Raw genomic sequence first — 21,137 nt, 5'->3', positions numbered from 1 at the left:
CATGAGCAAGCGCAACAACTGGGAGAACAAGCAGTCCGCACGCGAGCGGCTGCGCGCCGAGCGCGAGCGCCAGGCCAAGAAGGACAGGACGCGCCGCCAGCTCGTCGTCGGCGGAGCCGTCGTCGCGGTCCTGGCCGTCGGCGCGGGCATCGTCGTGGCCGTCTCCCAGCTGGGCAAGGACGGCAAGAGCGGGCTGAACGCGGCGTGGGAGGCCGCGTCCAAGAAGGAGCTCGTCAAGCCCGCCAACACGGCCGGCGACAAGGGCACCGAGGTCCTGATCGGCGACAAGAACGCCAAGCACACCCTGGACCTCTACCAGGACATGCGCTGCCCGATCTGCTCGGTCTTCGAGCAGAGCGTCGGCGACACCATCGACAAGGACGTCAAGGACGGCAAGTACAAGGTCTCGTACCACGTCGCCACGTTCCTCGACCGCAACTTCGGCGGCAGCGGCTCCAAGAACGCCCTCAGCGCGCTGGGCGCCGCCCTCAACGTCAGCCCCGAGGCCTTCAGCGCCTACAACAAGGCCCTCTACTCCAAGGCCAACCACCCCGAGGAGACGAAGGACGAGTACGCCAAGGACGACGTCCTGCTGAAGGTCGCCAACGAGGTCCCGGCGCTCAAGGGCAACAAGGACTTCGAGAAGAACGTCAAGGACGGCACCTTCGACAAGTGGGCGCTGACGGTGTCCGACGAGTTCGACAAGGCCAAGGACGTCACCGGCACGCCGACCCTCAAGCTCAACGGCAAGAAGCTGACGGCGGAGGACGGCAAGAACGTCCCGATCACCCCCGAGCAGTACACCAAGGCCGTCGACGCGGCCCTGAAGTCCTGACGGTCCTCCCGTCCTGGTTTCGGCCCGGGTTTCCCGCCCGGGTTCCCGTCCCCTCCGGCGGCGTCCAGCGATGCCGAATCTTGACACGACACTTAACGGCTGCCGTGGCAGACTTCGGCCTCATGGAGGGGACGGGAGTTCGACTGAGGGCGCTGCGCGCGGCGCTCTTCACGGCGCTCTGTGTCACGCTGTCCGCCGCTTCGCACGTCCTGCTCTCCCGTACGCCCCTTCCCGCCGCCACGGTCGCCGTGCTGGCGGCGGTGTTCTTCGCCGTCGCCTACGCCCTCGCGGGCCGCGAGCGCGGCTTCGGGTCCATCGCCGCGCTGATGGTCCCGCTGGAGCTCACGGCGGACACGGTGTTCACGGTCGGCCAGCACGCCTGTTACGGGCGGGCCGGCGGGCCCGTCGCGGGCCCCCTGCACTCCCTGGGCCTCGACCTCGCCTGCCGCGGCGAGGTCGGCACCCCGCTGGCCCGCATGGCCGCCGAGGGCGACGCCGGGCCGGTCGCCGGCTCCGCGCTGCCCTGGCTGGTGCTCGCCGGCCATGTCGCGGTGGGCCTGCTGGCCGCCGCCTGGCTGCGCCGCGGCGAGGCCGCCCTGGCCCAGCTGCTGCGCACGGCCGCCGCCTTCGCCTTCGGCCCCCTGCTCCTGGCCGCCGCCTCCCCCGCGGCGCCCGCCTCCCCGGGCGCGCGCGTGCGCCCCGCGCGCCGCACGCTCCGTGCGCGCGGCCTCCCCCTCCTCGTCCACTCCGTCGTACGGCGCGGACCGCCCCTCGCTCCGGCAACTGCCTGAGCCCGGCGATCCCTCCCCTTCCGTACGTCCACACCGGAGAAGACATCATGAGCAACCGCAACAGCCACCAGAACAAGCAGGCCGCCCGCGAGCGGCTGCGCGCCGAGCGCGAGCGCCAGGCCCGCCGGGACAAGACGCGCCGTCAGCTCGTCGTCGCCGGCGCCATCGTCGTCGTCCTCGCGATAGCCGGCGGCGTCGGCTACGCCGTCACCAACATGAACGACAGCAAGGACGGCGCGAGCAGCTGGGCGGGCGACAAGACCCTGGTCAAGCCCGCCAACACCACCGGCGAGAACGGCAACGAGATCGTCCTCGGCGACGCCAAGGCCAAGGAGACCCTCACGGTCTACGAGGACCCGCGCTGCCCGTCCTGCGCCGCCTTCGAGAACGAGTCCGGCGCCCAGCTGCGCCAGGACGTCAAGGACGGCCGCTACAAGGTCCGGTTCGTCATGGTGAACTTCATCGACGACCTGGCCAAGGGCACCGGTTCGAAGAACGCCGTCAGCGCCCTCGGCGCCGCGCTCAACGTCAGCCCGGACGCCTTCGTCGCGTACAAGGAAGCGCTCTACTCCCCGAAGAACCACCCCGACGAGCGCGACGACGCCTTCGCCAAGGACTCCCGCCTGATCGAGATCGCCCAGCAGGTCCCGGCCCTGAAGGGCAACAAGGACTTCGAGAAGGCCGTCAACGAGGGCACCTACGACAAGTGGGCCGTCGAGATGGGCACGCTGTTCGAGAAGAACAAGATCGGCGGCACCCCGGCCCTGCTCCACGGCGACAAGCAGCTGAAGGGCCCGAACGGCAACCCGCCGATGGCCAAGGAGTCCTTCATCGCGGCGATCGACAAGGAATTCGGCCCGAAGAAGTAGTGACAGGGCGGTGAGGGGCGGACGAACTGTCAGGTTTCGTCCGCCCCGCGGCTTACCGGGCAGTAAGGTGATGGTCTGTGACCATTGACTCCTGCATATCGCGCCGCACCGCCGTCACGGCCGTCGCCGGCGCCGCGACCGTCGCCCTCCTGCCGCTGGCCGCAGCCGCTCCGGCGCACGCCGCGGACCCTCCCGTCTTCCTGCACGGCGTCGCCTCGGGCGACCCGCTGCCCGACGGCGTCCTGCTGTGGACGCGCGTCACGCCCTCCCCCGACGCCGTGCCCGGCTCGGGCCGCGGCGCGGACGTGGAGGTCGCCTGGGAGGTCGCCGAGGACGAGGCGTTCGGCAAGGTCGTCGCCCGCGGCACGGTCACCGCGACGGCCGCGAGCGACCACACCGTCAAGGCGGACGTCCGCGGCCTGCGCCCGGCCACCGGCTACTGGTTCCGCTTCACCGCCGGCGGCGCGCACTCCCCCGCCGCCCGCACCCGTACGGCACCCGCGGCGGGCGCGGCCGTCGCCGGCATCCGCTTCGGCGTCGTCTCCTGCGCCAACTGGGAGTCCGGTCACTTCGCCGCCTACCGCCACCTCGCGGACCGCCGCGACCTGGACGCGGTCCTGCACCTGGGCGACTACATCTACGAGTACGCCTCGGGCATCTACCCGCCCGCGAAGCAGGTCGTCCGCCCGCACGCGCCGGCGCACGAGATCGTCACCCTCGCCGACTACCGCACCCGGCACGGCCGCTACAAGACGGACCCCGATCTGCAGGCCCTCCACCGGACCCACCCCTTCGTGGCCATCTGGGACGACCACGAGTTCGCCAACGACACCTGGACGGGCGGGGCCGAGAACCACACCCCCGGCGCCGAGGGCGAGTGGGCCGCGCGCATGGCGGCCGCCAAGCAGGCCTACTTCGAGTGGATGCCGGTGCGCCCCTCCACCGAGGGCACCACGTACCGCCGCCTGCGCTTCGGCAACCTCGCCGACCTGCACCTGCTGGACCTCAGATCCTTCCGGTCGCAGCAGGTCAAGCCGGGCAACGGCAAGGTCGACGACCCCGAGCGCACGATCACCGGGCGCGCCCAGCTCGACTGGCTGAAGGCCGGGCTCGCCTCCTCCGACACCACCTGGCGCCTCGTCGGCAACCCGGTGATGATCTCCCCGTTCGCCTTCGGCGCCCTGCCCGCCCACCTGCTGGAGCCGCTCGCCAAGCTGCTGGGCCTGCCGGCCGGCGGCATAGCCGTCAGCACCGACCAGTGGGACGGCTACACCGACGACCGGCGCGAGCTCCTCGGCCACCTCGGCGACCGCGGGATCCGCAACACCGTCTTCCTGACCGGTGACATCCACATGGCCTGGGCCAACGACGTGCCCAAGAAGGCCGCCACGTACCCGCTGTCGCCGTCCGTCGCCACCGAGTTCGTCGTCACGTCGGTGAGCTCCGACAACCTGGACGACCTCCTGGGCGTGGCCCCGCACACCGTCTCGCTCGCCGCCGTCACCGCCATCAAGGCCGCCAACCGGCACGCGAAGTGGATCGACATGGACTCCCACGGCTACGGGGTCCTCGACATCACCCCCGAGCAGGCGCAGATGGACTACTACGTCCTCTCCGACAAGACCGACCCCAAGGCGACGACCGAGTGGAGCCGGTCGTACCGGACGCGCTCGGGCACGCAGCAGGTCGAGCGGGTGAAGACGCCGGTACGGTGATCCGCGCCCGGCGCCCGGCGCCCGGCGGCCCCTAGCCGCCGATCTCCTCCAGGAAGGCCAGCGCGACGCGCCAGGTCGTCTCCGCGGCCTCCTCGTCGTAGTCCGCGAGGTCCGGGTCCGTGAACAGGTGCCCCGCCCCGGGGTACCTGTGGACCTCGACGTCCGCGCCGGCCCGGCCCATGCGCAGGTACCAGGCGTTGAGCCAGTCGTGCGGCTCGAAGGGGTCCGGGTCGGCGACGTGCAGCTGGACGGGCAGCTCGTCCACAGCGGCGTCGTCGGCCAGGTCCGAGGTGCCGTGCAGGAGGAGCAGGCCGCGCGCCTTCTCGTCGCCCAGCGCCAGGTTCTGCGCGATCGAGCCGCCGAGCGAGAAGCCGGCGTAGACCAGGCCCCGGTCCGACAGCGGCGCCACCGCGGTGACGGCGCGGCGCAGCAGCTCCTCGCGGCCGATCTCGTCCTTGACGGCCATGCCGTCCTCCACCGTGTCCGCGGTCCGGCCCTCGTAGAGGTCCGGGACGTGGACCTCGTGCCCGGCGGCGCGCAGGCGCTCGGCGGCGGCGTGCACGGCCGGCCTCAGGCCGTAGGCCGAATGAAAAAGGACAATCGTGGTAGAGGACGCCACTGGAGTCACTTCCTAACAGGTGGATCGCGTGCCTCCCATCGTGCCAGCTACGGTCGGGAGCGAGCGCCACCCGGTGAGTGCCCCGCAGCAGCCGGCCGGAAGGAGCCGAGGTGTCCATGGAGGGCGTACTGCGTCCGCTGTCCGTCGTCGGCGGAGCGTTGATCGTCACCCTGGCCGTGGGATGGGCGGCCGACCACGTCCTGCGCAGAATCGACGAGCGGCACCCCGAGACGCCCCTGTGGGACCTGCTGCGCCGGTGCCGGCTCCCGCTCCAGGTCGTGCTGTGCACGGCGCTGCTGCGCGGCAGCTTCCGCTCGGCCGGCGTCCTGCCGGACCACGAGGAGGTGACCGGCCAGGTCCTGACGCTCGTGCTGATCGGCGCGTGCGCGTGGCTGGTGGTGCGGGTCGCCGTCGCCATAGTGGAGGCCGCCTACGCGCGCTACGCGGCGCGCGCCGCGGACGCGGCCCGGGTGCGCCGGGTACGGACCCAGGTGACGCTCATCCGGCGGATCGTCACGGCCGTCGTGTGCGTGGTCGCGGCGGCGTCGATGCTGCTCACCTTTCCGGCCATGCGGGCCGCCGGGGTGTCCGTGCTGGCCTCGGCCGGTCTGCTCGGCATCGTCGCCGGTGTGGCGGCCCAGTCCACGCTCGCCAACCTCTTCGCCGGACTGCAGATCGCCTTCGGCGACGTGGTGCGCATCGGGGACACGGTCGTCGTGGACGGCGAGTGGGGCCGGGTCGAGGAGATCACGCTCACCTATCTGGTGGTGACCACCTGGGACGAACGGCGCATCACCATGCCGGTGTCCTACTTCACCAGCCGCCCCTTCGAGAACTGGTCCCGCAGCAACCCCCGGATGACCGGCACGGTCTTCTTCCACCTGGACCACTCCACGCCCATAGACCTCATGCGGGAGCGGCTGCACGGCATCCTCAAGGAGCTGCCGGAGTGGGACGGGCGGTCCTGGAGCCTGGTGATCACCGACACGACCCCGACGACGATCCAGGTGCGGGCGCTGGTGACGGCGAAGGACGCCGACGACATCTGGACGCTGCGGTGCGTGGTGCGGGAGCAGCTGATCGAGTGGCTGCGGCGGGAACACCCGTACGCCCTGCCGCGCATCAACACGGCCCCGGCCCCCGGCCTGGAACAGGCCCCGGACCGCCGCCAGGCCCCACCGACATCGGAGGACATCGGCCCGGGCCCCGGCACGACGTAGGCTCCGCCCGGGTTCCGGGACCCCCGGCGGTCAGCCTCCCCTGAGGCTGCGGACGTCCAGGTGGCGCAGGACGCGGTCCACCACCTCCGGGTCCGCGCCCGGTTCGCTGCGGGCCGCCAGGACCTCGCGGCGGGCGGCCGAGAGCATCTCGGCCTGGATGCGCTGGGTCACCCGGATCCTCTCCACCCGCTGCGCGTGCGCCTCGCGGCGCTCCTCGTCGACCATGTCGGGGCTGATGCGGGCGCCGACGTCGTACGCGCGCCGCGTGAGCTGCTCGACCATGTCGTCGGGGAGCTCCTCGGTCTCCTGGATCTCCTTCAGCCGCCGCTTGGCGGCCTTCGCGGCGCGCACGGCGAGGCGGCGGGCCAGCTCCCGCTCGGCGTCGGCGTCGGACTGCACGCCGAGCCGCCGCACGAGCCACGGCAGGGTGAGGCCCTGCAGGACGAGCGTGGCGAGGATGACGGCGAAGGCGACGAAGACGATCTCGTCGCGGGCGGGGAAGGGCGTCTTGTCGTCCTGGGCGTGCGGGATGGCGAGGGCGAGCGCGACGGAGGCGACGCCGCGCATCCCGGACCACCACATCACGACCGTCTCGCGCCAGCTGAGGGGGACGTCCTCGTCGATGTCCCGCCGGCTGTGCAGCTGTTTGGCCAGCCACGCGGCGGGCAGCAGCCACAGCAGCCGTACGCCGACGACGACCGCGACGACGACGGCGCCGATGCCCAGCATCTCGCTCCACCGGCCGGAGGCGGTCCGCAGGACGTGGTGGAGTTCGAGGCCGATGAGGCCGAAGGCGACGCCGGTGACGAGGGTGTCGACGACTTCCCAGAAGGAGTGCCGGGCGAGCCGGCCGAGCACGTCGTCGGCGTCACCGGCGTACTCGGCGAGGAAGAGCCCGGTGACGAGCACGGCGAGCACGCCGGAGCCCTTGAACTCCTCGGCGAGGACGTAGGAGACGAAGGGGACGAGCAGGGTGAGGCCGATCTGGAGGGTCGCGTCCCCGAGGACGTCCATGAGCTTCTTGGCCGCCCAGCCGAGCGCGAGCCCGACCGCGAGGGCCACCACGGCGGACAGCACGAACTCGCCCGCGGCCTTCGGGGCGGAGAAGCTGCCGCTGACGGCCGCCGCGATGGCCACGTGGTAGAGCACGATGGCCGTCACGTCGTTGAAGAGCCCCTCGCCCTCCAGGATGGAGATCAGGCGGCGCGGCAGCCCGAGCGAGCCCGCGACGGCCGTCGCGGCGACCGGGTCGGGCGGGGCGACGAGGGCGCCGAGAGCGACGGCCGCGGCGAGGGAGATGCCGGGCACGATCGCGTCGGCGACGGCGGCGACGGCCGCGGTCGTCACGAACACCAGGGCGACCGCGAGCAGCAGGATGGGCCGGACGTTGGCCTGGAACTGCCGCCAGGACGTGCGCTGCACGGACGCGTAGAGCAGGGGCGGCAGCACCAGCGGGAGGATGAACTCCGGCGGCATCTCCACGTTGGGCACGAAGGGCAGCAGCGCGAGGACGATGCCGCCCAGCGTCATCAGGACGGGGGCCGGCAGGCTCAGGCGGTCCGCGACGGGCACCATGACCAGCGACCCGATGAGCAGCACGAACAGCAGGGCGAGCTGGTCCACGGACGTCCTCCGGGCGGAGCGGGAAGTCGATCGTTTCCCCAGCCTGCCACGAACCGGATGAACCCGGATCTTCCGGAGATTCCGGACGGAGTCAGCGCGTGCCGCTCACAGCGCCTTCGTCATCGCGCGGTGCGGTATGCCGCTGCCCTCGTCGAACTCGGGCCCGTGGGCCGCATAGCCGAGCCGCTCGTAGAAGCCGAGGGCGTGCGTCTGGGCCTCCAGGTAGACCCGGGCCAGGCCCAGCCGGCGGGCCTCCGCCTCCACGGCCAGGACGAGCTCGGCGCCCAGGCCCGTGCCGCGCGCCGCACGGGAGACGGCGAGCCGGCCGAGGACGGCCGTGACGTCGTCCTCGACGCCCGCGTGGCCGTACTTCTTCCGGGCCGGGGCGCCGTGCAGGAAGCGGACCGTGCCGACGGGGCCGGCCGGGCCGGTGGCCAGGAGGTGGACGGCGTGGACGTCGTACGCGTCCATCTCCTCGGCCTCGGGGATGCGCTGCTCGCCCACGAAGACCTCACGGCGCACGGCGTGGCAGCCGGGCAGCCCGTCGGGGCCGACGACGCGGACCGTGATCCCCTGCGCGGCGCCCACGGCGCTCAGGAGCTCTCGGCGCGCACCGTGTCCAGCGCGCGCTGGAGGTCCTCGGGGTAGGAGCTCTCGAACTCGACCCAGCGGCCGTCCTCGGGGTGCTCGAAGCCGAGCCGCACGGCGTGCAGCCACTGGCGGGTGAGCTTGAGGCGCTTGGCGAGGGTCGGGTCGGCGCCGTAGGTGAGGTCGCCGACGCAGGGGTGACGGTGGGCGGCCATGTGCACGCGGATCTGGTGCGTGCGGCCGGTCTCCAGCTTCACGTCCAGCAGGCTGGCCGCGCGGAACGCCTCGATCAGGTCGTAGTGGGTGACCGAGGGCTTGCCCTCGGCGGTGACGGCCCACTTGTAGTCGTGGTTGGGGTGGCGGCCGATGGGGGCGTCGATGGTGCCGCTCATCGGATCGGGGTGCCCCTGGACCAGCGTGTGGTACCGCTTGTCGACCGTGCGCTCGCGGAACTGCTGCTTGAGCAGGGTGTAGGCGCGCTCGGACTTGGCGACGACCATCAGGCCGGAGGTGCCGACGTCCAGGCGGTGCACGATGCCCTGGCGCTCGGCGGCGCCGGAGGTGGAGATGCGGTAGCCCGCGGCGGCCAGGCCGCCGATGACCGTCGGGCCCGTCCAGCCGGGGCTGGGGTGGGCCGCCACGCCGACCGGCTTGACGATCACGACGATGTCGTCGTCGTCATGGACGATCTCCATGCCCTCGACGGGCTCGGCGACGATCTGCACCGGCGCGGGCGCGGCGGGCATCTCGACCTCCAGCCAGGCCCCGCCGGTCACGCGGTCGGACTTCCCGGCCACCGCCCCGTCCAGCTGGACCTTGCCCGCGGCCGCCAGCTCGGCCGCCTTGGTGCGGGAAAAGCCGAACATACGGGCGATGGCGGCGTCGACGCGCTCGCCCTCCAGGCCGTCGGGTACGGGCAGGGCGCGGATCTCGGGAATGGTGCTCACCCGTCGAGTATGACGGACGGGTGCGACACCCCCGCCCCGGGCTCAGTCCTGGTGGACCGTGCCGTCCGGGTCCAGACCGCGGAAGGACAGGATCACGATCAGGAAGCCGCCGCAGACGATCGCGGAGTCCGCGAGGTTGAAGACCGCGAAGTGCGCGGGCGCGATGAAGTCGACGACACCGCCCTCGAAGCCGCCCGGGGCACGGAACAGGCGGTCCGTGAGGTTGCCCAGCGCGCCGCCGAGCAGCAGGCCCAGCGCGATCGCCCACGGCAGGCTGTAGAGCTTGCGGGCGATCCGCGCGATCACCACGATCACGGCGGAGGCGATCACCGTGAAGACGATCGTCATCGCCTCGCCGATGCCGAAGGCGGCACCGCGGTTGCGGACCACCTCCAGCTGCAGCCAGGTGCCGAACACCTCGATCGGGTCGTGGTGCTCCAGCTTCGCGACCACGAACAGCTTGCTGCCGAGGTCCAGCAGATAGGCGAAGGCGGCCACCGCCAGGAGTACCCCGATGCGCCGCCCGCCCTTGGCCGCGGTCGGTCCCGCGGCCTCCGGCGTGCCGGTGGTGGTCTGTTCCGCCTCTGTCACGTGAGTCCTTCGACGTCGTCCAGGTCGCCAGGGCCTGCCTGACTGAGGACGAGGGTACGGCACGCCCGTGCGACGGGGTCAGCGGCGTTCCTGGCGTTGTTTGCACTCCACGCACAGGGTCGCCCGCGGGAACGCCTGCATGCGGGCCTTGCCGATGGGCTTCCCGCAGTTCTCGCAGAGGCCGTACGTGCCCGCGTCGAGCCGTTCCAGCGCCCGCTCGGTCTGGTCCAGCATCTCCCGGGCGTTGGCCGCCAGGGCCAGCTCGTGCTCCCGGGTGATGTTCTTGGTGCCGGTGTCGGCCTGGTCGTCGCCCGCGCCGTCGCCCGAGTCCCGCATCAAGCCGGTGATCGCCTCCTCCGAGTGGGCGATCTCCGCCCGCAGCCGCAGCACCTCGCTCTGCAGCTCCGTCCGGGCCTCGGCCACCTCGCCCGGCGACCAGGGCTCCTCCCCCGGCCGCACGGCCAGCTCGCCGGGCTCCGCGGGTCCCGTACGGGCCCCCGGCACCTTCCCGGCGGCCCGGGTCCCGTCCATCGTCTTCTTCGCAGCCACCGTCCTGGCTCCCGTCTTCTTCGCGGGCACCGCCCTCTGGGCAGGTGCGGCCTTCTCGGTGGGGGCGGTCTTCCCGGCGGAGCCCGCCCCCGTGTCAGAACCCGCGCCGCCACCGCCTGCGGCACGCTTGCCGGCCGCCCCGGTGGCGCTCGCCTCGGCGGGCACCGCGGCCTTGCCTGCGGCACGCCCGGCGGCCGCCCGGGTGGCGCTCGCCCGGGCAGGCGCCCCGGCAGATGCCGCCTCCTTCTTCGCAACGGCCTTCTTGGCCGAAGCCGTCCCCTTCTTGGCGGCCGCCTTCTTGGTGGCCGCCTTCTTGGCAGCTGCCTTCTTGGCGGCCGCCGGCGGAGCCGTGGCGGCTTTCCCGGCGGCAGCCTTCTTGGCCGGGGCAGCCTTCTTGGCCGGGGCGGCCTTCTCCACCGCCGTGGACGCCTTCTTCGCCACGGCCGCCTTCTTCGCCGCGGTCCCGACCGGATCGGCGGCCTTCGCCGCCTTGCCCGCCGACGGCGCCTTCTCCGCAGCCTTCCCGGCGGCCTTCGCCGCCTTCCCGGCCGCGGGCGACGCGTTCTTGGCCGCGCCCGGCGACCGCGACGTCTTCTTCGCCGGGGCGGCCGCCTTCGTGGCCTTGCGCGCCGACGGCGCCTTCTTCGTCGCGGTCCCGCCGCCCGTGGCGGCCTTCGCGGAAGCGGCACCCCCGTCCGCGTCCGCCGCCGCTCTCTTCGCCACCATGACCGCGGCCCCTTCACATTTTATGATCTTGCGCGCGAATCGTGCCGGAACGATAAAACTCCACCGGGCACGCGGCAACGGGGCACGCCGGTCTCCTCCGTTGTGCCCCGCCCCCGGCCCTGTAATCGGACTGCGCCCGTCCCCCGCCCGGCCCCGGCCGAAACCGGTGGGCCGCGTCCGGTCCGGCCCCGTACACTGGGGCGCAGCGAAAGGCGTGGAAGGGACGAGTAGCGCCGCACGCAGCCTGTAGCGACCCGGGGACGGTGGGAGCCCGGGGGCGTGCGCGGTGTGAAGATCACCCCTGAGCCGCCGGAAGAACGCCCCCGGACACCCCGGCGGGTCAGTAGAGCCGGCATCGCGGCCCAATGAGGGGGCCCGGGCGCGAGCGTCCGTGGCCAAGGAGGGTGGTACCGCGGGAAGCGCACCGCACGGCGCATCTCGTCCCTCCGACGGACAGCGCAATGACGTTCCGCCGGAGGAAGCCTCATATGAGTCCCCAGCCGCAGTACCACCAGGTACCCGCCCAGGTGGACCTGCCCGCCCTGGAGCACGCCGTGCTCGAGTTCTGGCGCGAGAGCAAGGTCTTCGCCCGTAGCCTCGAGCAGTCCGAGGGGCGCCCCGAGTGGGTGTTCTACGAGGGCCCGCCCACGGCCAACGGCATGCCGGGCGCGCACCACATCGAGGCCCGCGTCTTCAAGGACGTCTTCCCCCGCTTCCGCACGATGCAGGGCTACCACGTCGGCCGCAAGGCCGGCTGGGACTGCCACGGCCTGCCGGTGGAGCTCGCGGTGGAGAAGGAGCTGGGCTTCTCGGGCAAGCAGGACATCGAGGCGTACGGCATCGCGGCCTTCAACGACAAGTGCCGCGAGTCCGTCACCCGCCACACGGACGCCTTCGCCGAGCTCACCACCCGCATGGGCTACTGGGTCGACCTGGACGACGCCTACCGCACGATGGACCCGGACTACGTCCAGTCCGTGTGGTGGTCGCTGAAGGAGATCTTCAACAAGGGCCTGCTGGTCCAGGACCACCGCGTGGCCCCCTGGTGCCCCCGCTGCGGCACCGGCCTGTCGGACCACGAGCTGGCCCAGGGCTACGAGACGGTCGTCGACCCCTCCGTCTTCGTCCGCTTCCCGCTGACCTCCGGCCCGCTCGCGGGCGAGGCCTCGCTGCTGGTGTGGACGACCACCCCCTGGACGCTGGTCTCCAACACCGCCGCCGCCGCGCACCCGGACGTCACGTACGTCGTGGCCACCGACGGCGACGAGAAGCTGGTCGTCGCCGAGCCGCTGCTGGAGAAGGCCCTCGGCGAGGGCTGGACCGCGACGGGCCAGTCCTTCACCGGCCGCGAGATGGAGCGCTGGGCCTACCGCCGCCCGTTCGACCTGGTCGAGCTGGAGGGCGCCAACTTCGTCGTCAACGCCGAGTACGTCACGACCGAGGACGGCACGGGTCTGGTCCACCAGGCGCCCGCCTTCGGTGAGGACGACCTCAGGACCTGCCGCGCCTACGGCCTGCCGGTCGTCAACCCGGTCCGCCCGGACGGCACCTTCGAGGAGGGCCTCGGCCTCGTCGGCGGCCAGTTCTTCAAGAAGGCCGACGAGAAGCTCGTCGCGGACCTCACCGAGCGCGGCCTGCTCTTCAAGCACATCGCCTACGAGCACAGCTACCCGCACTGCTGGCGCTGCCACACCGCGCTGCTCTACTACGCGCAGCCGTCCTGGTACATCCGCACCACCGCGGTCAAGGACCGGCTGCTCGAGGAGAACGAGAAGACCAACTGGTTCCCCGAGTCGGTCAAGCACGGCCGCTTCGGCGACTGGCTGAACAACAACATCGACTGGGCGCTCTCCCGCAACCGCTACTGGGGCACGCCGCTGCCCATCTGGCGCTGCGAGGAGAACCACCTCACCTGCGTCGGCTCGCTGGCCGAGCTCACCGAGCTCACCGGCACGGACCAGAGCGGCCTCGACCCGCACCGCCCGTACATCGACGACGTCACCTTCACCTGCACCGCCGAGGGCTGCGCCCACACGGCCGTGCGCGTGCCGGAGGTCATCGACGCCTGGTACGACTCGGGCTCGATGCCGTTCGCGCAGTGGGGCTACCCGTACAAGAACAAGGAGCTCTTCGAGCAGCGCTACCCGGCGCAGTTCATCTCCGAGGCGATCGACCAGACGCGCGGCTGGTTCTACACCCTGATGGCCGTCGGCACCCTCGTCTTCGACAAGTCGTCGTACGAGAACGTCGTCTGCCTGGGCCACATCCTCGCCGAGGACGGCCGGAAGATGTCCAAGCACCTGGGCAACATCCTCCAGCCGATCCCGCTGATGGACCAGCACGGCGCCGACGCCGTCCGCTGGTTCATGGCGGCCGGCGGCTCCCCGTGGGCCGCGCGCCGCGTGGGCCACGGCACCATCCAGGAGGTCGTCCGCAAGACGCTCCTCACGTACTGGAACACGGTCGCCTTCCAGGCCCTCTACGCCCGCACGTCCGGCTGGGCGCCCAGCGCCGCGGACCCGGCCCCGGCCGACCGCCCGCTGCTGGACCGCTGGCTGCTCGGCGAGCTCAACGCCCTGGTCGGCCAGGTCACCGAGGCCATGGAGGCCTACGACACCCAGCGCGCCGGCAAGCTGCTGTCCTCCTTCGTCGACGACCTGTCCAACTGGTACGTGCGCCGCTCGCGCCGCCGGTTCTGGCAGGGCGACGCGGCCGCGCTGCGCACCCTCCACGAGGTCGTCGAGACGGTGACCCGCCTGATGGCGCCGCTGGTGCCGTTCATCACCGAGCGCGTCTGGCAGGACCTCGTGGTCCCCGTCGACCCGCAGGCCCCCGCGTCGGTCCACCTGGCCACCTGGCCGGTGGCGGACGCCGCCCTCGTCGACCCGAAGCTGTCGCAGCAGATGCTGCTCGTGCGGCGCCTGGTCGAGCTGGGCCGCGCCACCCGCGCGGAGTCCGGCGTCAAGACCCGCCAGCCGCTCTCCCGCGCGCTGGTCGCCTCGGCAGGCTTCGACGAGCTGGGCCCCGAGCTGCGCGCCCAGATCGCCGAGGAGCTCAACGTCTCCTCCCTCGCCTCCCTCGCCGATTCCTCCGCTGGTGCAGCGGGCGGCGGCTCCCTGGTCGACACCACCGCCAAGGCCAACTTCCGTGCCCTGGGCAAGCGGTTCGGCAAGGGCGTCCAGGCGGTCGCCAAGGCCGTCGCCGGTGCCGACGCCGCGGCGCTGTCGCTGGCCCTGCGCGAGGGCACCGCCTCGGTCGAGGTGGACGGCGAGACGGTCACCCTCTCCCCCGACGAGGTCATCATCACCGAAACGCCCCGCGAGGGCTGGTCGGTGGCCTCGGACTCGGGCGCGACGGTGGCCCTCGACCTGGAGATCACCCCGGAGCTGCGCCGCACGGGCCTCGCCCGCGATGCCGTCCGGCTCATCCAGGAGGCCCGGAAGAACAGCGGCCTCGACGTCGCCGACCGGATCGCCGTGCGCTGGGAGTCGGCGGCCGAGGAAGTCCGTACCGCCCTCTCGGAGCACGCCTCCCTGATTGCGGACGAGGTCCTGGCCACGGACTTCGCCGCGGGCGAGGCCGACGGGTCCTACGGCGAGCCTTTCACCGACGAAGCGCTTTCGCTGACGTTCCGTCTCCGTAAGACGACCGAGGGCTGATAAAACCGGCAATGGCCGGGCGAGAATTTCCCTCGCCCGGCCATTGCCATATGTCGTATTGACCGACATCCGTACGGAAATGCAGAGCGCATAAAAGGGCCGGGCCCCTGGGGAATCCCAGGGGCCCGGCCCTTTATGACTGCCGACCGACCGACTGCCGACTAGCGGCCGTACGGGCGCCTCAGTTGTCGTCCTCGTCGATGAGGAAGCCCCGCATGGGGGACGGCGCCTGCTGCATCGGCTGCTGGCCCTGCGGCCGCACCGGTGCCATCGGCTGGGTCATCGCCGGGGACATCTGCTGCTGACCGCCGTAGGACGGGCCGCCCATGGAGGAGTTGCCGCCCATCGAGGTGTTGCCACCCATGGACGGGTTGCCGCCCATGCTGTGACCGCCCATGCCCGCACCTGCCGGAGCCATCGACCCGCTCATCGAGGGGGCCGCGGGCAGCGACGGGGTGTTCGGGTTGCGGGGCGGGGCCAGCGAGTCGTCCGCCTGGTTCTCCAGCTGGCGCAGCTGGCTCTCCAGGTAGGACTTCAGACGGGTGCGGTACTCGCGCTCGAAGCCGCGCAGGTCCTCGACCTTGCGCTCCAGCGTGGCGCGGGCGGACTCCAGGGAGCCCATCGCGACACGGTGCTTCTCCTGCGCGTCCCGCTCCAGGGCGTCGGCCTTGGCGCGGGCGTCCCGCTCCAGGCCCTCGGCCCGGCTGCGCGCCTCGCCGACGATCTTGTTGGCCTCGGAACGGGCCTCCGCGATCGCCTGGTCGGCGGTCTGCTGAGCGAGCGAGAGCACACGGGCGGCGCTGTCGCCGCCCGGGCCCTGGCCCGGCTGCGGCAGCTGCGGGCCGCCCATGGGGCCGTTCTGGCCCATGGGGTTCTGGCCCATGGGGCCGTTCTGACCCATGGGGTTCTGACCCATCGGACCGTTCTGACCCATGGGACCGCCCATGGGGCCGCCCATCGGACCGTTCTGACCCATGGGGCCGGGACCGTTCTGACCCATCGGGCCGGGACCGTGCGGACCCTGGGGACCGTGGCCGTGACCGCTGGGGCCGGCCGGAAGCTGCGGGGCGCCCCCCGGCAGCTGCGGCGGGCCGCCCATCTGCTGCTGCTGCGGCACCGGCTGCGGTCCGGATATGGCGGCGGGCACCGGAGCCCCGCCGGGTCGCTGGTCCTGCGGCTCGGGCTTGCGCATGCCCTGCTGCTGGTTCTGCGCGGCGGCACGCGTGGCGGCGGCCAGCTTGGCGCGCAGGTCCTCGTTCTCGCGGAGCAGACGGGTCAGTTCGGCCTCGACCTCGTCCAGGAAGGCATCGACCTCGTCCTCGTCATAGCCTTCTCGGAGACGGACGGTCGTGAACTGCTTGTTCCGCACGTCCTCGGGGGTCAACGGCATCTCTTCTTCACCTCAACGTAGTCGTCGGCAATCGGCAAGACCGTATCGTTCACACCTGCTCCACGACGCGGATCAGGATGAAGACGATAATCATCAATACGAAGAAGGACAGGTCGAGCGCCACGCCCCCGAGACGCAGCGGCGGAATGAACCGCCGCAGAAGCTTGAGTGGCGGATCGGTGACAGTGTAGGTGGCCTCAAGGATGACCACCATCGCCTTACCGGGTTGCCATGAGCGAGCGAACTGGAAGACGTAATCCATCACCAGCCGGAAGATCAGTACAAACAGGAAGCAATACAGCGCGATGTAGATCACCTGCAGTGCGATGCTCATTCCCGCGCTTCCCTCTCCCCTTGCTCGTACCCGGCCTGTTCGGCCGTCATTCTCCCGGTATCGCCAGGTATTGCGTCTCAGCTCTGATTGAAGAACCCACCCTCTGCGATGCGGGCCTTGTCCTCCGCCGTGACATCGACGTTAGCAGGAGACAGCAGGAACACCTTCTGCGTCACCCGCTCGATGCTGCCGTGGAGACCGAAGACGAGGCCGGCGGCGAAGTCGACAAGTCGCTTCGCATCCGTGTCGTCCATCTCCGTCAGATTCATGATCACCGGGGTGCCCTCGCGGAAGTGTTCCCCGATGGTACGGGCTTCGTTGTAGGTCCGGGGGTGCAACGTCGTGATGCGGTAGGGCTCCCGCTCGGACACAACCTTGGGCATGATCACCGGTGCGTTCTTCTCCAGAGAGTGGCGTTCGGGTGTGATGGACGCCACGGGGGCGATTCGGGCGGGTCGTCCCGTTTCCGCTGTGAGCGGAGCGGGTTCGCGCTGAGCAGGCGGCTGGGCGACTCGAACCGGTTCGTCCGATTGCGTCTGTTGTGCGAGGTGTTGCTGATGCTGCTGCCTGCGTCGGTCGGGCTCCGGCTCGGGTTCGAACTCGTCATCGGGGTCGAACCCCGGGCCGTCGTACCCATCGTCCTCCACGAGGCCGAGGTAGACCGCCATCTTGCGCATCGCGCCGGCCATTCTCTGCGTCCTCCGCTCTGTGGTGGATCGGCTCCGTCAACGGCGCCTTGGATCCACTCGGTCTGCCCGCCTTCTGGCGGGAATGACCATATTTTTTGCTGTGGTCCGACTTCTTGGCGACGTTACCCGAGCCTGGGTCGGACTCCGAGTACCGCCGATCCGACACGTACATGTGTCGCCCCGGCGGCCACGGCGTCATCCAGATCCGCGCTCATCCCTGCTGACACCATGTTCGCAGCAGGATGGGCCGCGCGCAGGCCCGTTGAGATTTCCATCAGCCGGCCGAAGGCGGCCCGCGGCCGTCCGGCATATGGTCCGACGAGCGGAGCGACCGTCATCAGCCCCGCGGGGCGCAGTCCTTCGGCCCCCGCGAGCGCGTCGGCGAGTTCTGCCACACCGTCAGGAGCGACCCCGCCCCTTTCGCCCCGTTCACCCGACTCCACGTCAAGTGCCACCTGGATCAGGCAGTCCAGGGTCCGGCCGGCCTTGACGGCCGCCGCGGACAGTGCGGTGACGAGCCGGGTCCGGTCGACCGAATGCACAAAGTCGGCATAACCGGCCACCGAACGCACCTTGTTCGTCTGCAATTGTCCGACGAAGTGCCAGGTGAGGGGCAGATCCGCGCACTCGGCCGCCTTCGGCGCCGCGTCCTGGTCGCGGTTCTCGGCGACGTGGCGCACCCCGAGCTCGGCGAGGAGTCGCACGTCACTGGCGGGGTAGGTCTTGGTGACCACGATGAGGGTCACGTCCTCGCGCGGGCGGCCCGCCGCGGCGCACGCCACGGAGATACGTTCCTCCACGCGGGCCAGGTTGTCGGCGAGTTCCGTTCTCCGGTCCGTCACAGTCCTCAGTCCAACCAGACATAGCTGGCGAGTCGCCCCGTGGTGCGCTCGCGCCGGTACGAGAAGTGATCGGCCGACTCCAGCGTGCAGATGTGAGATTGTCCGCTCATCGTCACGCCGAGCCGGGCGAGTTGGGCGCGCACTCCCGCGGCCACGTCCACCGCCGGGGTGCCCCGCCGGGTGGTGGCCCAGGCCTCGGGCACGGCCTCGGCGACCTCGGTCCGCATCGCCTCGGGCACCTCGTAGCACAGGCCGCAGACCGCGGGGCCGGTGTGCGCGAGGATCCGGGCGGGGTCCGCGCCGAGAGTGATCATCATCTCGACGGTCGCGGGAACCACCCCCGCGACCAGGCCCGGGCGGCCGGCGTGGGCCGCGCCCACGACCCCGGCGACCGGGTCGGCGAGGAGCACCGGGGTGCAGTCCGCGGTCAGGACCGCGAGGGCCAGACCCCGTCGGGCGGTCACCACCCCGTCGACCGCGGGGACGTCGGCGCTCCGCCAGGGGCCGTCGACCACGGCCACGTCCCGGCCGTGCACCTGGTTCATCCAGACGACGTCCGCCGGGTCGAGGCCGAGCGACTTCGCCGCGCGCTCCCGGTTGGCCCGGACGGCGGCCGGGTCGTCGCCGACCGCGCCGCCGAGGTTGAGCTCGTCATACGGAGCGGCGCTCACCCCGCCCCACCTGTCGGTGAAGGCGAAGTGCGCGCCGCTCTCGTGCTGATCGTGCGACACAGCTTCCGATGTCACTGCGTGCTGTTGTCCTATGCCGCTCACTCGCTCGTACGTCCTACTTGAGGAAGTCCGGAACGTCCAGTTCCTCGGCGGTCGAGTCCTGGTACGGACGGGCCGGCGGAACCTGCGGGGAGGAGACCGGCGGCGGGGGGAGCTCGTTGACCGGCACCGGGTCGGCCGCGGGCTCCTCGGTGCGCGGGGTCACGCTGCCCAGGCCGCCGAAGGACGGGCGGGAGGGCTCGGCCGGGGCGGCCGCGCGCGGGGCCGCGGCGGCCGGGGTCTCCTCGCGGCCGGAGCCGTAGGAGGAGCCGAGCACCTTGTCGCGGCTGCCCTTGGCCGGCGGCTGGCCGCCGTCGAAGCCGGCGGCGATGACGGTGACCCGGACCTCGTCGCCCAGGGCGTCGTCGATGACGGCGCCGAAGATGATGTTGGCCTCGGGGTGGGCCGCCTCGCTGACCAGCTGGGCGGCCTCGTTGATCTCGAAGAGACCGAGGTCGGAGCCGCCGGAGATGGAGAGCAGGACGCCGCGGGCGCCGTCGATGGACGCCTCCAGCAGCGGCGAGGAGATCGCCATCTCGGCGGCGGCCACCGCGCGGTCGTCGCCGCGGGCCGAGCCGATGCCCATGAGCGCCGAGCCCGCCTCGGACATCACGGACTTGACGTCGGCGAAGTCGAGGTTGATCAGGCCTGGGGTGGTGATCAGGTCGGTGATGCCCTGGACGCCCGACAGCAGCACCTGGTCCGCAGACTTGAACGCGTCGAGCACGCTCACCTGACGGTCCGAGATGGACAGCAGCCGGTCGTTCGGGATCACGATGAGGGTGTCGACCTCGTCGCGCAGACCCGCGATGCCGTCCTCCGCCTGGTTCGCCCGGCGGCGGCCCTCGAAGGTGAACGGGCGGGTGACCACACCGATCGTCAGGGCGCCCAGCGAACGGGCGATGTTGGCGACCACGGGGGCGCCGCCGGTGCCGGTGCCGCCGCCCTCGCCCGCGGTCACGAAGACCATGTCGGCCCCCTTGAGGACCTCCTCGATCTCCTCGCGGTGGTCCTCGGCGGCCTTGCGGCCGACGTCGGGGTTGGCGCCGGCGCCGAGGCCGCGGGTGAGCTCGCGGCCGACGTCGAGCTTGACGTCGGCGTCGCTCATCAGCAGGGCCTGCGCATCGGTGTTGATCGCGATGAACTCGACGCCCTTGAGACCGACCTCGATCATCCGGTTGATGGCGTTCACGCCACCGCCGCCGATGCCGACGACCTTGATGACTGCGAGGTAGTTCTGCGGTGCTGCCACGTCGAAGGCCTCTCGCCTCGAGTTACGTATGCCTGGGGGACGGTTCAGTGCCGACCCGAACCCTCAACGTGAAGTTTAGGGTTACCGGTGCCGCTGTTCGCTGGGGTTCTCCGAACAGGACACTAAGTCGACAAGCCGCGCGCGTTCAACGAACACGCCGAACCTCCCGTTTTTCTTTTCACCCTATGTGATCACCCATAGCCGTAGCCAGCCAGGGTGCTGCCCGGCCACCCCGGCCGTCAACTCCCCGACGCCGCGGGAGCGCTGGGAGCGCTCACGTCGAAGCGGTCGGCACCCCGCGCGGCCTTCAGCAGAGCCGTCAGCGCACGGGCCTTCGCCTCGCCCCGCTCCCCGCTCCCCCAGACGACCGTCCGATCGCCCGTCAGCTCCAGGGTGATGGAGTCGTACGAGCGTACGCGGATGGTGCGGGTGTCCGCGCGCACGGCCTCGGGCAGCGCCTCGGCGACCCGGACGCCCTCGCGCTCCAGTCGCTCGGGGCCGAACCGGCGCAGGCTGGCCGCCGCGGCGTCCGAGGGTTCCACGGACAGCCGGGGCACCCCGCCCGGAGCATGATCGACTGTGGCGAACCGTACGCCCTCGCCGTCGATTTCGATAAATCTTCCGCCCTTTGCGGCGTCCTGGACGATCGCCTTGGGCTGCCGCTCGACCACTTTCAGGCCGACCGTGTGCGGCCAGGACCGCTCGACCCTGACCGAGGCGATCCGCGGCAGGGCGTCCCGCAGCCGTTCCTCGATGGCGTCGGTGTCCACGGAGACCAGGGGGCCGCCGAGCCGGACGTCGGCGGCGGCGCGGACCTCATCGGGCGTCAGCACGCGGGCGCCGGAAACCTCCACCCGGGTGGCGCGCAGCCAGGTGGAGCCGTAGAGGGCCCATCCGGCGGCACCGCCGGCGAGTACGGCGGCCACCGCCCACAGCACCAGCCGGCGGCCGCGGGGCAGCCTGGAGCGCAGGCCGCCGCGGCGCGGACCGCGCCCGGGCGGCCTCCCGGCCGGCTTCCTGGCCGGCCGGGAGGGAGCGCCGCTCCGGGACCGCACCGACTTGCTGCTCTTCGCACCACCGCGCCGTGCGGTCGTCGGTCCGGCCACGCTCCAGCCTCCTGCTTCCGGG

At 71.7% G+C, this 21,137-nt stretch carries 19 protein-coding genes; 6 read left to right on the top strand and 13 right to left on the bottom strand.

All coding sequences use genetic code 11. The features are described 5' to 3' along the window. The first annotated feature begins 1 nt into the window (after position 1). The 4 genes from NQU55_RS29150 to NQU55_RS29135 all read left to right on the top strand — a co-directional run bounded on the left by NQU55_RS29150 (position 2) and on the right by NQU55_RS29135 (position 4,210). A complete protein-coding gene (locus NQU55_RS29150; RefSeq protein WP_168090828.1) occupies positions 2 to 835 on the top strand; it encodes a thioredoxin domain-containing protein in 834 nt (277 codons plus the stop codon). A gap of 122 nt (positions 836 to 957) precedes the next feature. Continuing rightward, complete coding sequence (locus NQU55_RS29145; protein WP_168090833.1) at positions 958 to 1,626, top strand: hypothetical protein; 669 nt, start codon at positions 958 to 960, stop codon at positions 1,624 to 1,626. 47 nt (positions 1,627 to 1,673) lie between these two features. Further along, positions 1,674 to 2,495 carry a thioredoxin domain-containing protein gene (locus tag NQU55_RS29140; protein ID WP_168090827.1) on the top strand — a complete coding sequence of 274 codons (822 nt, stop codon included), beginning with the start codon at positions 1,674 to 1,676 and terminating at the stop codon, positions 2,493 to 2,495. Positions 2,496 to 2,572: 77 nt separating this feature from the next. After that, the gene (locus NQU55_RS29135) at positions 2,573 to 4,210 is read left to right on the top strand and encodes an alkaline phosphatase D family protein (RefSeq protein WP_256791469.1); all 1,638 of its coding nucleotides are present in this window, start codon (positions 2,573 to 2,575) and stop codon (positions 4,208 to 4,210) included. Positions 4,211 to 4,241: 31 nt separating this feature from the next. Here NQU55_RS29135 and NQU55_RS29130 read toward each other — a convergent pair whose 3' ends face one another. Next, complete coding sequence (locus NQU55_RS29130) at positions 4,242 to 4,829, bottom strand: dienelactone hydrolase family protein (RefSeq protein WP_168090826.1); 588 nt, start codon at positions 4,827 to 4,829, stop codon at positions 4,242 to 4,244. A 116-nt stretch (positions 4,830 to 4,945) separates the two neighbouring features. On the opposite strand from NQU55_RS29130, the gene NQU55_RS29125 reads away from it, so the two are divergent. Beyond that, positions 4,946 to 6,049 carry a mechanosensitive ion channel family protein gene (locus NQU55_RS29125; protein ID WP_168090825.1) on the top strand — a complete coding sequence of 368 codons (1,104 nt, stop codon included), beginning with the start codon at positions 4,946 to 4,948 and terminating at the stop codon, positions 6,047 to 6,049. Positions 6,050 to 6,079: 30 nt separating this feature from the next. On the opposite strand, the gene NQU55_RS29120 is transcribed toward NQU55_RS29125, so the two are convergent. The 5 genes from NQU55_RS29120 to NQU55_RS29100 all read right to left on the bottom strand — a co-directional run bounded on the left by NQU55_RS29120 (position 6,080) and on the right by NQU55_RS29100 (position 11,073). Beyond that, a complete protein-coding gene (locus NQU55_RS29120) occupies positions 6,080 to 7,672 on the bottom strand; it encodes a Na+/H+ antiporter (protein WP_168090824.1) in 1,593 nt (530 codons plus the stop codon). A 105-nt stretch (positions 7,673 to 7,777) separates the two neighbouring features. Then, positions 7,778 to 8,260, bottom strand: coding sequence for a GNAT family N-acetyltransferase (locus NQU55_RS29115; RefSeq protein WP_168090823.1), 483 nt, complete (start codon positions 8,258 to 8,260; stop codon positions 7,778 to 7,780). A gap of 5 nt (positions 8,261 to 8,265) precedes the next feature. Beyond that, a complete protein-coding gene (locus NQU55_RS29110) occupies positions 8,266 to 9,207 on the bottom strand; it encodes an RluA family pseudouridine synthase (protein ID WP_168090822.1) in 942 nt (313 codons plus the stop codon). Between the two features lie 42 nt (positions 9,208 to 9,249). Then, positions 9,250 to 9,798, bottom strand: coding sequence for a signal peptidase II (lspA, locus tag NQU55_RS29105; protein ID WP_168090821.1), 549 nt, complete (start codon positions 9,796 to 9,798; stop codon positions 9,250 to 9,252). 78 nt (positions 9,799 to 9,876) lie between these two features. Then, positions 9,877 to 11,073: a TraR/DksA family transcriptional regulator gene (locus tag NQU55_RS29100; protein WP_168090820.1), complete on the bottom strand. Its 1,197-nt coding sequence runs from the start codon at positions 11,071 to 11,073 to the stop codon at positions 9,877 to 9,879. Positions 11,074 to 11,561: 488 nt separating this feature from the next. Between NQU55_RS29100 and ileS the strand changes: the two genes are divergently transcribed. Then, the gene (ileS, locus tag NQU55_RS29095) at positions 11,562 to 14,732 is read left to right on the top strand and encodes an isoleucine--tRNA ligase (RefSeq protein ID WP_168090819.1); all 3,171 of its coding nucleotides are present in this window, start codon (positions 11,562 to 11,564) and stop codon (positions 14,730 to 14,732) included. A gap of 181 nt (positions 14,733 to 14,913) precedes the next feature. Here ileS and NQU55_RS29090 read toward each other — a convergent pair whose 3' ends face one another. The 7 genes from NQU55_RS29090 to NQU55_RS29060 all read right to left on the bottom strand — a co-directional run bounded on the left by NQU55_RS29090 (position 14,914) and on the right by NQU55_RS29060 (position 21,115). Continuing rightward, positions 14,914 to 16,122 carry a DivIVA domain-containing protein gene (locus NQU55_RS29090; RefSeq protein ID WP_168090818.1) on the bottom strand — a complete coding sequence of 403 codons (1,209 nt, stop codon included), beginning with the start codon at positions 16,120 to 16,122 and terminating at the stop codon, positions 14,914 to 14,916. A gap of 49 nt (positions 16,123 to 16,171) precedes the next feature. Then, positions 16,172 to 16,456, bottom strand: a complete 285-nt coding sequence (locus tag NQU55_RS29085; RefSeq protein ID WP_030364712.1) for a YggT family protein — start codon at positions 16,454 to 16,456, stop codon at positions 16,172 to 16,174. A 77-nt stretch (positions 16,457 to 16,533) separates the two neighbouring features. Next, positions 16,534 to 17,145 carry a cell division protein SepF gene (locus NQU55_RS29080; protein ID WP_058044831.1) on the bottom strand — a complete coding sequence of 204 codons (612 nt, stop codon included), beginning with the start codon at positions 17,143 to 17,145 and terminating at the stop codon, positions 16,534 to 16,536. A 122-nt stretch (positions 17,146 to 17,267) separates the two neighbouring features. Continuing rightward, entirely contained in the window at positions 17,268 to 17,987 is a 720-nt protein-coding gene (locus NQU55_RS29075) for a YggS family pyridoxal phosphate-dependent enzyme (protein ID WP_168090817.1), read from the bottom strand. Between the two features lie 5 nt (positions 17,988 to 17,992). Continuing rightward, positions 17,993 to 18,718 (bottom strand): peptidoglycan editing factor PgeF, encoded by a 726-nt coding sequence (gene pgeF / locus NQU55_RS29070; protein ID WP_168090816.1) that lies wholly within the window; start codon positions 18,716 to 18,718, stop codon positions 17,993 to 17,995. Between the two features lie 55 nt (positions 18,719 to 18,773). Continuing rightward, the gene (gene ftsZ / locus NQU55_RS29065; protein WP_168090815.1) at positions 18,774 to 20,009 is read right to left on the bottom strand and encodes a cell division protein FtsZ; all 1,236 of its coding nucleotides are present in this window, start codon (positions 20,007 to 20,009) and stop codon (positions 18,774 to 18,776) included. Positions 20,010 to 20,248: 239 nt separating this feature from the next. Continuing rightward, positions 20,249 to 21,115 carry a cell division protein FtsQ/DivIB gene (locus NQU55_RS29060; RefSeq protein WP_168090814.1) on the bottom strand — a complete coding sequence of 289 codons (867 nt, stop codon included), beginning with the start codon at positions 21,113 to 21,115 and terminating at the stop codon, positions 20,249 to 20,251. Positions 21,116 to 21,137 lie beyond the last annotated feature (22 nt).

Source organism: Streptomyces telluris, assembly GCF_024519335.1.
GTDB classification, from domain to species: Bacteria; Actinomycetota; Actinomycetes; order Streptomycetales; family Streptomycetaceae; genus Streptomyces; species Streptomyces telluris.
Note: the sequence above shows the minus strand (reverse complement) of the source record. Positions and strands in the feature narration are given on the sequence as shown.

Coding starts and splice junctions, on each gene's coding strand:
- NQU55_RS29080 (WP_058044831.1), bottom strand. CDS start 17,145: ATGGCCGGCGCGATGCGCAAGATGGCGGTCTACCTCGGCCTCGTGGAG.
- NQU55_RS29140 (WP_168090827.1), top strand. CDS start 1,674: ATGAGCAACCGCAACAGCCACCAGAACAAGCAGGCCGCCCGCGAGCGG.
- ileS (WP_168090819.1), top strand. CDS start 11,562: ATGAGTCCCCAGCCGCAGTACCACCAGGTACCCGCCCAGGTGGACCTG.
- NQU55_RS29085 (WP_030364712.1), bottom strand. CDS start 16,456: ATGAGCATCGCACTGCAGGTGATCTACATCGCGCTGTATTGCTTCCTG.
- NQU55_RS29145 (WP_168090833.1), top strand. CDS start 958: ATGGAGGGGACGGGAGTTCGACTGAGGGCGCTGCGCGCGGCGCTCTTC.
- NQU55_RS29090 (WP_168090818.1), bottom strand. CDS start 16,122: ATGCCGTTGACCCCCGAGGACGTGCGGAACAAGCAGTTCACGACCGTC.
- NQU55_RS29150 (WP_168090828.1), top strand. CDS start 2: ATGAGCAAGCGCAACAACTGGGAGAACAAGCAGTCCGCACGCGAGCGG.
- NQU55_RS29125 (WP_168090825.1), top strand. CDS start 4,946: ATGGAGGGCGTACTGCGTCCGCTGTCCGTCGTCGGCGGAGCGTTGATC.
- NQU55_RS29100 (WP_168090820.1), bottom strand. CDS start 11,073: ATGGTGGCGAAGAGAGCGGCGGCGGACGCGGACGGGGGTGCCGCTTCC.